11 protein-coding genes are annotated in these 13,036 nt (G+C 67.9%); 8 read left to right on the top strand and 3 right to left on the bottom strand.

Annotated features, from left to right (window positions below):
* Window positions 1-5: 5 nt before the first annotated feature.
* Window positions 6-140: a hypothetical protein gene (locus FS507_RS18530; RefSeq protein ID WP_260853393.1), complete on the bottom strand. Its 135-nt coding sequence runs from the start codon at window positions 138-140 to the stop codon at window positions 6-8.
* A gap of 103 nt (window positions 141-243) precedes the next feature.
* Here FS507_RS18530 and glmS point away from each other — a divergent pair, with 103 nt between their 5' ends.
* From glmS to groL, 5 genes are all read left to right on the top strand, one after another.
* Entirely contained in the window at window positions 244-2,118 is a 1,875-nt protein-coding gene (gene glmS / locus FS507_RS12305) for a glutamine--fructose-6-phosphate transaminase (isomerizing) (protein ID WP_145943090.1), read from the top strand.
* 18 nt (window positions 2,119-2,136) lie between these two features.
* Entirely contained in the window at window positions 2,137-3,921 is a 1,785-nt protein-coding gene (gene alr / locus FS507_RS12310; RefSeq protein ID WP_145943091.1) for an alanine racemase, read from the top strand.
* Between the two features lie 182 nt (window positions 3,922-4,103).
* A complete protein-coding gene (gene tsaD / locus FS507_RS12315; RefSeq protein ID WP_145943092.1) occupies window positions 4,104-6,524 on the top strand; it encodes a tRNA (adenosine(37)-N6)-threonylcarbamoyltransferase complex transferase subunit TsaD in 2,421 nt (806 codons plus the stop codon).
* Window positions 6,525-6,660: 136 nt separating this feature from the next.
* Window positions 6,661-6,966: a co-chaperone GroES gene (groES, locus tag FS507_RS12320; protein ID WP_075811378.1), complete on the top strand. Its 306-nt coding sequence runs from the start codon at window positions 6,661-6,663 to the stop codon at window positions 6,964-6,966.
* 10 nt (window positions 6,967-6,976) lie between these two features.
* Window positions 6,977-8,590 (top strand): chaperonin GroEL, encoded by a 1,614-nt coding sequence (gene groL, locus FS507_RS12325; RefSeq protein WP_145943093.1) that lies wholly within the window; start codon window positions 6,977-6,979, stop codon window positions 8,588-8,590.
* 193 nt (window positions 8,591-8,783) lie between these two features.
* On the opposite strand, the gene FS507_RS12330 is transcribed toward groL, so the two are convergent.
* Entirely contained in the window at window positions 8,784-9,104 is a 321-nt protein-coding gene (locus FS507_RS12330) for a WhiB family transcriptional regulator (protein WP_145943094.1), read from the bottom strand.
* Between the two features lie 274 nt (window positions 9,105-9,378).
* On the opposite strand from FS507_RS12330, the gene FS507_RS12335 reads away from it, so the two are divergent.
* Window positions 9,379-9,963 carry a sigma-70 family RNA polymerase sigma factor gene (locus FS507_RS12335; protein ID WP_038546501.1) on the top strand — a complete coding sequence of 195 codons (585 nt, stop codon included), beginning with the start codon at window positions 9,379-9,381 and terminating at the stop codon, window positions 9,961-9,963.
* Complete coding sequence (locus FS507_RS12340) at window positions 9,963-10,853, top strand: hypothetical protein (protein ID WP_145943095.1); 891 nt, start codon at window positions 9,963-9,965, stop codon at window positions 10,851-10,853. The genes FS507_RS12335 and FS507_RS12340 overlap by 1 nt, the downstream gene beginning before the upstream one ends.
* A gap of 39 nt (window positions 10,854-10,892) precedes the next feature.
* Here FS507_RS12340 and FS507_RS12345 read toward each other — a convergent pair whose 3' ends face one another.
* The gene (locus tag FS507_RS12345; RefSeq protein ID WP_260853395.1) at window positions 10,893-11,300 is read right to left on the bottom strand and encodes a DUF5319 domain-containing protein; all 408 of its coding nucleotides are present in this window, start codon (window positions 11,298-11,300) and stop codon (window positions 10,893-10,895) included.
* A 202-nt stretch (window positions 11,301-11,502) separates the two neighbouring features.
* Here FS507_RS12345 and guaB point away from each other — a divergent pair, with 202 nt between their 5' ends.
* Window positions 11,503-13,032, top strand: coding sequence for an IMP dehydrogenase (gene guaB, locus FS507_RS12350; RefSeq protein ID WP_145943096.1), 1,530 nt, complete (start codon window positions 11,503-11,505; stop codon window positions 13,030-13,032).
* The last annotated feature ends 4 nt before the right edge of the window (window positions 13,033-13,036 follow it).

Raw genomic sequence — 13,036 nt, forward strand, 5'->3', positions numbered from 1 at the left:
GGTCCTCAGCCTAGTAGATAGAACCGTGCCGCGGGGCGGGGGTCTCCACGGCAGCCCGGCCCCGGATGTCCCGGAGCGCCCCGCAGGACGCCCGCAGGACGCCAGCACGCCGCCAGCAGGCCGCGTCGCAGCTGGCTCATGACGGGGGAACACATCGGGGAAGACGTCGCGGGGATCGCCGTCAGGGGCGTCTAACGGGACGCGCTTCACGGGCCGAAAAGCAGACCAGTATTGTTGTCGGGTATGTGTGGCATCGTTGGATACATCGGAAGCGCCCGGAGCTCCGCCAAGGCACTTGACATCGGCCTGGAGGCCCTGGCCAGGATGGAGTACCGGGGGTACGACTCCGCCGGCATCGCCGTCATCTCGGACGGTGACATCGAGGTCGAGAAGAAGGCCGGAAAGCTCGCGAACCTGCAGCAGCAGATCGAGGAGACAGGCCGGGACAGGTTCACCGGGAAGGCCTGTATCGGCCATACCCGGTGGGCCACGCACGGGCGTCCCAATGACGTCAACGCGCACCCGCACGTCTCCTTCGACGGTAAAGCCGTGATCGTGCACAACGGCATCATCGAGAACTTCGCTCCCCTGCGTGCCGAGATCGAGGCCGCGGGCATTGAACTGACCAGCGAGACCGACTCCGAGGTCGCTGCCCACCTGCTCGCCCTGGCGTACGCCGCCGGCCCGACGGCGGGCGACCTCGAGGCGTCCGCACTCTCGGTGCTGCGTCGGCTGGAAGGCGCGTTCACCGTCCTGTTCGCCCATGCGGACGAGCCGGGCAAGATCGTCGCCGGGCGCCGCTCCACCCCGCTGATCGTCGGCGTCGGCGAGGACGGCATGTTCCTCGGCTCCGACGTCGCGGGGTTCATCGCACACACCCGTGAGGCGGTGGAACTCGACGAGAACAACGCCGTCGTCATCACCGCAGACGAGTACCATGTCATGGACTTCGACGGCACCCCGACGGAGGGCCGCCCCTTCACCATCGACTGGGATCTCGCCGCCGCAGAGAAAGGGGGCTTCGACTCCTTCATGATGAAGGAGATCTTCGAGCAGCCCGCCGCCGTGCGTGACACACTGGCGGGGCACTACGTCGACGGACGGGTCGTGCTCGACGAACAGCGACTGTCCGACGATGACCTGCGTCAGGTCGAGAAGGTCTTCGTGGTTGCCTGTGGTTCGGCCTACCACTCCGGCCTGCTGGCGAAGTACGCCATCGAGCACTGGGTGCGGCTGCCTGTGGAGATCGAGGTCGCCAGCGAGTTCCGTTACCGTGATCCGGTCCTCGACCGGCAGACGCTCGTGGTGGCGGTCTCGCAGTCCGGTGAGACTGCGGACACGCTGGAGGCGGTCCGGCACGCCAAGAAGCAGGGCGCCCGGGTGCTGGCGGTGTGCAACACCAACGGTTCACAGATCCCACGCGAGGCCGACGCCGTGCTCTACACCCACGCGGGCCCCGAGATCGGTGTCGCCTCCACCAAGGCATTCCTGGCCCAGGTCGCGGCGAACTACATCGTGGGTCTGGCGCTGGCGCAGGCCCGGGGAACGAAGTTCTCCGACGAGATCGAGGCGACCTACCGTCAGCTCGAGGAGATCCCGGGCAAGATCGAGAAGGTGCTGGAGCTCAAGGACACCGTCCTTGAGCTGGCGGCGGAGCTCGGCCCGATCCCGACCATGCTGTTCCTGGGACGCCACGTCGGCTACCCGGTCGCCCTCGAGGGGGCCCTGAAGCTCAAGGAGCTGGCCTACATCCACGCCGAGGGATTCCCTGCCGGTGAGCTCAAGCACGGGCCGATCGCCCTGATCGAGGATGACCTGCCGGTGGTCGTGGTCGTGCCGTCGCCACAGGGCAGGGAGATCCTGCACTCGAAGATCGTCACCAACATCCAGGAGATCCGAGCCCGCGGTGCCCGGACCATCGTCATCGCGGAGGAGGGCGATGAGGCGGTTCGCCCGTTCGCCAATGATCTGCTGGAGATCCCGCAGTGCCCGACCCTGCTGCAGCCGCTGCTCTCCACCGTGCCGTTGCAGTTCCTGTCGGCAGAGATCGCCCGCCAGTGCGGCAACGCCGATATCGACAAGCCGCGGAACCTGGCCAAGTCCGTGACCGTGGAATAGACCCGGGGAACAACGGTGATGAGTGAACGACACGACCCCCGTGACCATGCCCTCGCCGAGGTCGTCGTTGATCTCGGCGCCATCGACCACAATGTCAGGACCCTCGTACGCGTTGCCGCCCCCGCAGGCGTGATGGCGATCGTCAAGGCTGACGGGTACAACCACGGCATGGTCGACGTCGCCCGGACAACACTCGAGGCCGGGGCCGTAGCTCTCGGGGTTGCGACACTCGGCGAGGCGCTGGCGTTGCGGGACGCCGGGGTGACGGCACCGGTGACCGCGTGGATGTGGTTGCCGGATCCTGACCAGGAGGACATCGCCGCGGCGTGTACCGCCGGTGTCACCCTGGGCGTGCCGTCAATCGGGCACCTGCGCACCGCCGTCGCGGCGTCACGGTCGGCGGTGGCTGCGGGGTCGTCGCCGCTGACCGTCGGACTGATGGCGGACACCGGGCTGTCCCGGTCCGGTATCGAGGCGGCGAGGTGGGACGAGGCGGTGTCGCTGGCGACGACCGCGGTCCGTGAAGGTGTCCTCACCGTCTCCGGCGTGTTGTCCCATCTCGCGAGCGCGGACGACCCCGCCTCGCCGGTGACTGACCTCCAGGCACGACGGTTCGTCGACGCGGTCGAGGCGTGCCGTGCGGCGGGACTCGACGTCCCGGTGAACCACATCGCCAACACACCGGCGACGTTGTCACGTCCTGACCTGCGACACGAGATGGTGCGCCCCGGGGTCAGCGTGTACGGGGTGTACGCCGTTGACCCGACCGTGATTCCGGTGGGGGAGAGCGGACCGGTCCAGTTACGTGAGGCGATGACGGTCAGGGCACGGGTCGTGACCACCCGCGTCGTTCCCGCCGGGGAAGGCGTCAGCTACGGACACCTCTGGCGTGCGGAGCGTGACACCCGCACCGCCGTCGTCGCGATGGGGTACGCCGACGGTCTGCCGAGAAGTATGTCGGGACGGTTCGGGGTGACCGTCAACGGGGTGTGGTTCCCGCAGATCGGACGGGTCTGCATGGACCAGATCGTCATCGACCTGGGTGCGGCTGACGACGACGGCCCCGGTGCATCGGTCCGGCCCGGTGACTGGGCCGTGATCTTCGGTGCCGGAGGACGCTCCGTCGAGGAGATCGCCACCGCCGCCGACACCATCGCCTACGAGGTGCTCACCCTTCCCCGGGGACGGGTGCGCCGCCGCGTCCTGCCGGCCGCTCCGACGGCCGTCGACGACCCCTTCACCGGGGTGTTCGACGCGGCCTCGGGCACCGTGGAGGTCAGTTCCGCAGACTCGATGCGGGCACTCGGGCGGGAACTCGGCAGCCGGCTCCGGGCCGGCGACGTCGTGGTGCTCACCGGTGCGCTCGGGGCGGGGAAGACGACCGTCACGCAGGGTATCGCCGCCGGGCTGGGGGTGAAGGGACGGGTCCAGTCACCGACGTTCACGATCATCCGGGAACACCGGCCCGGGGCGTCCGGGGTGGGGCGTCCCGGGATGCTGCACATGGACGCCTACCGGTTGCTCGGCGACGGGGTCCATGCCGGTGGGACCGGCAGTACCCTGTCTACCCCGTCGCGCAGTGCGGTGCTCGACGCGCTGGAGTCCCTGGACATCGACGCCGACCTGGAGGACCGTGTGCTCGTCGCTGAATGGGGGCGCGGCGTGGTGGAGTCGCTGGCACCGGCGCGGTGGATCGACATCGAGATCGACCGCGCCGGGAGCGACGGCCCTGACAGCGGTTCGAACGGTGACTACGAGGACGAGTCACCCCGACAGTTCCATTGGCGCTGGTCACAGGGGTAGCACTTCTGAATCCCCCCGATAATATCCCCCATAAGTGGAATTGATTGGCGAGAAACTGCATGTGGTGCCAAAATGGGTGACGGATCACCGTGAGGGGTGTATCCAGAGGCCCCGTCGCAATTGGAGAGTGCGACGGGGCTTCGCCTATTCCGTGTCGGGGTGCCGGGGTAGGATCACATTCCATGCATGTTCTCTCGGTCGACACTTCCACCTCGTACGTCATCGCGGGGGTGGTGGAGTGTCCCGTCGGTTCTGCGGACGGTTCTGCGGTCGGTTCTGGGCAACGGCCACGTCTGCTCGCCGAGCGGGTGGAACTCAACCCGCGGGGGCATATGGAGGTGCTCACGCCGAACATCCTCGCGGCCCTCGAGGACGCTGGAATCACCCCCGAGGACCTGGACGCGGTCGTCGTGGGAGTCGGTCCCGGTCCGTTCACCGGACTGCGCGTCGGGATGGCGACCGGCGCGGCATTCGGTGACGCCCTCGGCATCCCCGCGCACGGGGTCCCGGGGCATTGTGCCACCGCCGCCACCGCCGCCACCGCCGCCACCGCTGCCACTGTCGTCGGCGGCAGCTCCCGTCGCCTGGTTGTCAGTGACGCACGGCGGCGCGAGTGGTACTGGAGCCTCGTCGACGGTGCCACCGGGGTGGTGCTCGACGGTCCGGCGGTCGCCGCGCCGGACGACGTCATCGCGGCGGTTCCGGAGGCGGAGGTCCTGGCCTCCCGGGAGGCTGCCGAGCGGGCCGGCGGAGTGACGGGGTGGACGGTGGTGGACGCGGACGCCCGTCCCACCCCGGTCGGTCTCGTCACCGCGGCGGTGCAGCTTCTCGGGGGTGTTGAGGGGTTACGACATCCTGGTGCCCCGCTGCGGGCGCTGTACCTGCGCCGTCCGGATGCAGTGGAACCGAAAGCGGTGCAGACCTCCGCGGCCCTCGACTTCAGTCGTGTGGATGAGGTCGGTGACAGCGCCGGTGAGGTGCCGGCGCCGGAGGACGCAGCGGGTGAGGAGCAGCCGAGCGTCGGGCCACTCGCCCCTCAGGCCGCAGCACGGTGCGCCGAGATCGAGGCGGAGCTCTTCCACGGGGACTCGCCGTGGCCGGAGGCGGGGTTCGCCAGTGAGATCACCGCGCCGAACACGGTATACCTGGGCATGGTCACCGGGCAGGGGACGTCGCAGGAGCGGCTGGTCGGCTACGCCGGCCTGGCGAAGAACGGTCCGGCCGGCGACCCGGAGTTCGAGATCCACACGATCGGCCTGGAGCCTGCCGTGCAGGGGCGGGGGTGGTCCCGCATGCTGATGGATCCTCTGATGGATCTCGCGGACAGGGACGACGGTCCGGTCTACCTGGAGGTCCGGACCGACAATGGTCCGGCGATCAACCTGTACCGCAGTTACGGTTTCGACATCACCGGTACCCGCCGTAACTACTACCGGCCTTCCGGTGCGGACGCCTACACGATGTGCCGCCCGGCCCGGTCACAGCGGATGTCTGAGGCGCCGCGCCTGATCATGGGGATCGAGAGCTCCTGTGACGAGACCGGTGTGGGGGTGGTCGAGCTGCACTCCGACGGGCGGGTCCGGCAGGTGTCGAACCGGGTGGCCTCCTCCATGGAGCAGCACGCCCGATTCGGAGGGGTGGTGCCGGAGATCGCCTCCCGTGCGCACCTGGAGTCGATGGGGCCGACGATGACGGCGGCTCTCGACGATCTTGAACGGGCGACGGCGGCCACCGGGGGACGTCGTCGCCCGGACGCGGTGGCGGCGACGGTGGGGCCCGGTCTCGCCGGGGCACTGCTGGTCGGCGCGGCGGCGGCCAAGGCGTACGCGGCGGCGTGGGGGGTGCCGTTCTACGGCGTCAACCACCTCGGCGGGCACGTGGCCGTCGGCACGCTCGAGGTGGACGGTGATGACGCCGGGGCGGTCGGCGATCTCGACCGTGCGGTCGCACTGCTGGTCAGCGGCGGGCACACGCAGATCCTCCAGGTCAACGGGGTCGGCCGTCCGATGGTCGAACTGGGATCCACACTGGATGACGCCGCCGGTGAGGCCTACGACAAGGTCGCCCGGCTGCTCGGACTCGGGTACCCGGGTGGACCCGTGATCGACCGGCTCGCCGCGCAGGGGAACCCGGCAGCGATCGCCTTCCCCCGGGGGATGAGCCGCCCGGGGGACGCCGCCTACGACTTCTCCTTCTCCGGGCTCAAGACAGCGGTCGCCAGGTTCGTGGAGAAGGCAGCTGCAGAGGGGCGCACCGTTCCGGTCGAGGACGTCTGCGCGTCCTTCCAGGAGGCGGTCGTGGACGTACTGACCGCGAAGGCGGTGCGGGCCTGTGTCGACACCGGTGCGACGGTGATGCTGCTCGGTGGGGGAGTCTCCGCCAACCGTCGTCTGCGGGCGCTCGCCGCCGAACGGTGTGCGGCAGTGGGCGTGCGACTCGTCGTCCCGGCGCTGCCACTGTGCACGGACAACGGGGTGATGATCGCGACGCTCGCGGCGCGGCTGATCGAGGCGGGAGCACCGGCGAGCTCACTGGATGCCGCGACCGACCCCTCGATGGATGTCGAGGTGCCGGTGTTGGCACCCTCCCTTGTTGAGGGCTAGCACTTGGCAGGGTAGAGTGCCAAGTGGTTGTGTGACACACAGTTGTTCACCCGCGACGACGGCTGTGCAGGATATACCAACCGGAACACAAGACAATTCCGATCACTGCATGTACGCAAACACGGAGGTATTCAACGTGGCTAACGTCAACATCAAGCCGCTCGAGGACCGCGTCCTCGTCCAGATCGTCGAGGCCGAGACCACCACCGCATCCGGTCTGGTCATCCCGGACTCCGCCAAGGAGAAGCCGCAGGAGGCCACCGTCGTGGCTGTCGGCCCGGGCCGTTGGCACGACGATGACGACCGCATCCCGATGGACGTCGAGGTCGGCGACACGGTCGTGTTCTCCCGCTACGGCGGCACCGAGCTCAAGTACGACGGGGAAGAGTACCTGCTGCTCAACCAGCGGGACATCCTCGCCGTCGTCGACTCCGCGAAGTAGGTCGTGACGCATGGCTAAACTCATCGCATTCGACGAGGAGGCCCGCAAGGGGCTCCAGCGCGGTGTGGACACGCTGGCGGACTCGGTGCGCGTCACCCTCGGCCCCAAGGGTCGTAACGTGGTTCTCGACAAGGCTTTCGGTGGTCCGACCGTGACCAACGACGGCGTGACCATCGCCCGCGACATCGATCTCGAGGACCCCTTCGAGAACCTCGGTGCGCAGCTGGTCAAGTCCGTCGCCGTGAAGACCAACGACATCGCCGGTGACGGCACCACCACCGCCACGCTGCTCGCACAGGCCCTGATCAACGAGGGCATGCGTATCGTCGCCGCCGGCGGAAACCCGATCGCCGTCAACGAGGGCATCTCCGTGGCCGCAGACAAGGTCATCGAGGCACTGCAGAAGCGTGCGGAGCCGGTCGCTGACTCCGCCGCGATCGCCAACGTCGCCACGGTGTCCTCGCGTGACGAAGGCATCGGTGCCAAGGTCGCCGAGGCCATGGACAAGGTCGGTAAGGACGGTGTCCTCACCGTCGAGGAGTCCCAGTCCCTGGTGGACGAGCTCGTCGTCACCGAAGGCGTCTCCTTCGACAAGGGTTACCTGTCGCCGTACTTCGTCACCGAGGAGGAGTCGGCCCAGGCGATCCTGGAGAACCCGGCCATCCTTCTGGTGCGCGACAAGATCAGTTCCCTGCCCGACTTCCTCCCCGTGCTGGAGCAGGTCGCCAAGGCAGGTAAGGAACTGTTCATCGTCGCCGAGGACGTCGACGGCGAGCCTCTGCAGATGCTCGTGGTGAACTCCATCCGCAAGTCCATCAAGGCCGTCGCCGTGAAGTCCCCGTACTTCGGGGACCGCCGTAAGGCGTTCATGGACGACCTCGCTGTCGTCACCGGTGCCACGGTCGTGGACAAGGAGGTCGGTCAGTCGCTGTCCGAGATGACCTTGGAGCAGCTGGGTACCGCCCGCCGCATCACCGTCACCAAGGACGAGACCGTCATCGTCGACGGTGCCGGTACCGCTGAGGACCTGGAGGCACGACGCAACCAGATCCGCTCGGACATCGAGCGCACCGACTCCACCTGGGACCGCGAGAAGCTCGAGGAACGTCTGGCGAAGCTGTCCGGGGGTGTCGCTGTCATCCGTGCCGGCGGGGCCACCGAGACCGAGGTCAACGAGCGCAAACTGCGCGTCGAGGACGCCATCAACGCCGCCCGCGCCGCTGCGCAGGAAGGCGTGATCGCCGGTGGCGGGTCTGTCCTGGTGCAGATCGCCGCTGAACTCGACGACTTCGCCTCCGGGTTCGAGGGCGACAAGGCCGTCGGCGTGAAGGCTCTGGCACGCGCACTGCGTCGTCCGGCCTACTGGATCGCCGACAACGCCGGTCTCGACGGGGCCGTCGTCGTCTCCAAGATCGCCGAGCTGGGCAACGGTGAGGGCTACAACGCCGCCACCGGTGCCTACGGCAACCTGCTGGAGCAGGGGATCATCGACCCGGTCAAGGTCACCCACTCCGCCGTCGTCAACGCGACCTCCGTGGCACGTATGGTGCTCACCACGGAAACCGCCGTCGTCGACAAGCCCGCCGAAGCGGCTGCAGCCGCCGGCCACGGACACCACCACTAGGGGTCCCGGGCACGTCTGAAGCCCCCGTTTCCGGTCATGTTCTGGCCGGGGCGGGGGCTTCGTCGTTCTGTTGTCACGGTCCGTCCCGCCGGCGGCCGGCGGGACGGAGGCCTCAGGGCGGCCGTGTGGGGTTATTCCACCCCCTGGTCTCTGTGCGGGACCTGCACCTGCCCACGTCCCCACACTCTGCGTGTCAGGACGCCAGTCGGCGGCTTTCCCGGGCGGGCCGGAGACGCCGGGTGCGCCCGTTCTGGGCGGCGGCCCGCTCGGACTCACCCATTCCACCCCAGATCCCGTAGACCTCCCCGACGCTGAGAGCGTGCTCCTTGCACTGGGCCAGTACCGGGCATTCGTTGCAGATGGCTTTGGCGCGGTGTTCCCGCAGTGAGCGTGCCCGCCCACGTTCTCCGTCGGGGTGGAAGAAGACGGCGGACTCTGCTCCCCGGCATGAACCGTGGAGCTGCCAGTCCCAGAAGGCTGTGGCGGGGCCGGGGAGGTCGCTCGTCTGTGGCATGGCTGTTCTCCTGTACGTCAAGTATTTCTGAGTGCTGAATCCGGTGGAGCTGCGTTCTTTCCACCGACCCCCAGGGTCGTCCCCGTATGTGAACAACAGGTGTCCGGCAGCTGTTCAGGATGTGACATTTTCCGCGGTCGGCATACTGCGGTTCCCGCCGGGTATCACCGGCTGAGTCCCGGGCGCGCGGTTTGCTGTGGTAATTTCACCCCACAGGCAGGCGAGCTTGACCGGCGAACCGACAGCCTGCCCTGACCGTGGTTTCACGAGGACTATGACAGCGACTGACGACATCGACGAGGCTCTGCCCCGTCTCGTACCCTCCGCAGTGGAGGGGGACGGGCGGGCGCTCCAGCGCATCATCGATCTCATCCACCCGCCGGTCGTGCGGTACTGCCGGGCCCGTGTCCCGTCCACGAAGTACCCCACCCCGGAGGACCTGGCGCAGGAGATCTGTCTCGCCGTCGCACGCGCGATACCCGGGTACGAGGACCAGGGCAAACCGTTCATGGCGTTCGTCTACCGGATCGCCGCGAACAAGATCGTCGACGCCCGTCGCTCGCAGTCCCGTGACCTGTCGGTTCCCACCGACGAGGTACCGGATCAGGAGGTCGTCACCAGTACCCCTGAATCGGTGGCTGTCGACCTGAGTTCCTGTAACGAAGTCGCCCAGTTGCTCGATACGCTCAGTGACAAGGCACGACAGATCGTGACTCTCAGGGTCTTCGGTGGATACTCTGCCGAGGAGACGGCGGAGATCGTCGGGTCGACTGCCGGCGCGGTGCGGGTTGCACAGTTCAGGGCGTTGGCCAAGATGCGGGAGACCCTGGAATCCCGCGAGACTTCGAGGACGGAATGATGGACAAGCACAGGTGGGACCCGCAGGGTTTCGACGACGATGCCATGAATGGTGTCGACGTCGATGCCGTGCGCGCAGCCGACCGGATGCTGGACGCCATTGCCGCCGGGGAGAAGGTCGACGGTGCCGATCCGCTCTACCGCCTTCTCGCGGATGCCCGCGCCGAGAGTGCACGGGACATTCCGGCCGCTCCCGTCGTCGACCCTACTGAGGCGCAGGACGACACGGCTGCGGTGACGTCTCTGGCGGGACGTCGGCGGCGCCGCGCGATGCGCCGTGCCGGTGGTGTCGCCGCCCTGGGCGGGGTCTCGTTGACGTCCCTGGTGGTGGGCAGTGGTGTCGCCGCCGCGCTTGTCGTCGGCGGATTCACCGTCGGGGCCTTGACGACAGGTAATTCCGGGAGCTCCGGACAGCAGGACTCCGTCGTCGCCGAATCCGCACAGCAGGGTGGAGGGGATGACGCGGATGCGCCGGGCCGTTCCGGCGACACGAAACCTGATGCGTCTGCTCCGGCGTCGGAGGGACATGACGACCCCTCCGCACCCGCCACAGACGACGGCGCCGTCGACCCCGGTGCCGATGCAGGCGGCATGGTGCTGGCGGATCCGGAGCCGGGTACCGAGGCTCAGCCCGTCGATCCGACCGACACGACCGGCGACGGCGGCGCGGCGCCGGACGGGGGAGAGACGTCCGGTGACGCCGAAGCCTCCGAGATGCCTGCCGAGACCCCCGGGGCGGGCGGCGGGCCGATGGTGATGGCGGAGCCGCAGCGTGGTGCCGCGGCAGCCCCGTCGAAGACGACGTCGACCACGTCGTCCACCCCGAGCAGCACGCCGAAGTCCCAGCGCGAGCAGGATGAGCCTGAGGCCGGGGCAGAACCCTCCTCCTGACCGCGAGACGGCCGTTCTCCGGCGACGGAGTCGTGGTTCCTAGCGGCCCCACTTACGGAATGTCCGCGGTCCACGGCTCAGCCAGTCGGCGGCGTCGGCGTACCCGGCGCAGTAGTCCCAGGGCACGTAGAAATCCGGGTCGGGGTCGGCGCCCGGTTCGTGGACCGGCACCGGGCCGTCATTGAGCATGGTCGACAGGTTGGACACCAGGATCGGCCAGTCGTAGTAGTGCAGCTCCTGGCAGTCGTCACAGGTCATCGCCACACCCAGAACCCCGCGGGGTTCCAGCAGCTCGCGAAAACGGCGGACGTTGGCCAGGTCCTCGCGCAGTGCGTCGCGCTCGTCATCGGACAGCGGCTCGTCCACGTCGTCATCGAACAGGGCCGCCGGATCCTCCGGATCATCGGCGAAGGGGTCCGGGGGCATCAGAGAATCGTCGAAGTCCACGGACACGAGACTACCTGCTGTGAACGGCGAGGGGAACAGTGCCGTACGTCCTGTGCGCGTCCCGTGCGCGGGATGCCGGGCACTCCGGGTACTGATGGCGGATAACCGTGCGCGACGGGTTATCCTGTCTGGTAGAACACCCGACGACAGTTCCGGCTGATTCCGGTACGGACGTGTAAAGGATGCAGGAGGCCTGACCGGCATGACCGATGCCCAGCTTGTGACCACTGGTGGCGACGACCCGAGGAAGGTGGAGCTGGTCGGTCTGACGTTCGACGATGTCCTTCTGCTGCCTGCGGCGTCCGACATCATCCCGAATGAAGTGGTGACGACCACCCAGTTGACCCGCAACATCACGTTGAACGTCCCGGTGATCTCCGCGGCGATGGACACCGTCACCGAGGCGCGGATGGCGATCGGCATGGCGCGCCAGGGCGGAATGGGCGTACTGCACCGCAACCTGTCGATCGAGGAACAGGCCGAGCAGGTCGAGATCGTCAAGCGCAGCGAAGCCGGTATGGTCACCGACCCGGTGACCTGTTCGCCGGAGATGACCATCGGTGAGGTCGACGAGATGTGCGCGCGTTACCGCATTTCAGGCCTGCCCGTGGTGGACGCCTCCGGTCGGCTGGTGGGAATCTGCACCAACCGTGACATGCGCTTCGAGGAGGATTTCTCGGCGAAGGTCGCCGACGTCATGACCCCGATGCCGTTGGTCGTCGCTGAGAAGGGGGTCTCGGCCGACGCTGCGTTGCGGCTGCTGCGTGAGAACAAGGTCGAGAAGCTCCCCATCGTCGACGGTGAAGGCGTGCTCACCGGACTGATCACGGTCAAGGACTTCGCCAAGCGCGAGAAGTTCCCGAATGCTGCGAAGGACGCGTCCGGACGCCTCCTCGCCGGTGCCTCCATCGGTACCGGTGAGGACTCCTGGCGTCGTGCCGGTGCACTGGTCGACGCGGGGGTGGACGCCCTGGTCGTCGACACCGCGCACGCACACAACACCGGGGTGCTGGACATGGTCGCGCGGGTGAAGAAGGAGTTCGGTGACCGCGTCGACGTCATCGGCGGTAACCTCGCCACCCGCAGTGCAGCCGAAGCCATGATCGAGGCCGGGGCGGACGCCATCAAGGTCGGCATCGGTCCCGGCTCCATCTGCACCACCCGCGTCGTCGCCGGTGTCGGTGCCCCGCAGATCACCGCGATCCTGGAGGCGGCCGTCCCCGCACGCAAGGCCGGTGTGCCGATCATCGCCGACGGCGGAATGCAGTACTCCGGAGACATCGCCAAGGCCCTGGCGGCCGGTGCGTCCTCGGTGATGCTCGGCTCCCTGCTCGCAGGTACCAGTGAAGCGCCCGGTGAAATCACCGTGATCAACGGCAAGCAGTACAAGATGTACCGAGGCATGGGCTCGCTCGGCGCCATGAAGGGCCGTGGGCTGCACGGCGAACAGCGCTCCTACTCCAAGGACCGTTACTTCCAGGCCGACGTCACCAGCGAGGAGAAGCTGGTCCCCGAGGGCATCGAAGGACGGATCCCGTTCCGTGGCAACGTGGAGACCATCATCTACCAGATGGTCGGTGGGCTCCGTGCCGCCATGGGGTACACCGGCTCCCGGACCGTCGCGGACCTCAACGACGCACACTTCGTCCGGATCACCGGCGCGGGCCTGCGCGAGTCGCACCCGCACGACATCCAGATGACCGTCGAAGCCCCGAACTACTACCAGCGTTAGGAAC

Origin of the sequence: Corynebacterium glyciniphilum AJ 3170 (genome assembly GCF_007673095.1) — a bacterium.
Classification (GTDB): Bacteria; Actinomycetota; Actinomycetes; order Mycobacteriales; family Mycobacteriaceae; genus Corynebacterium.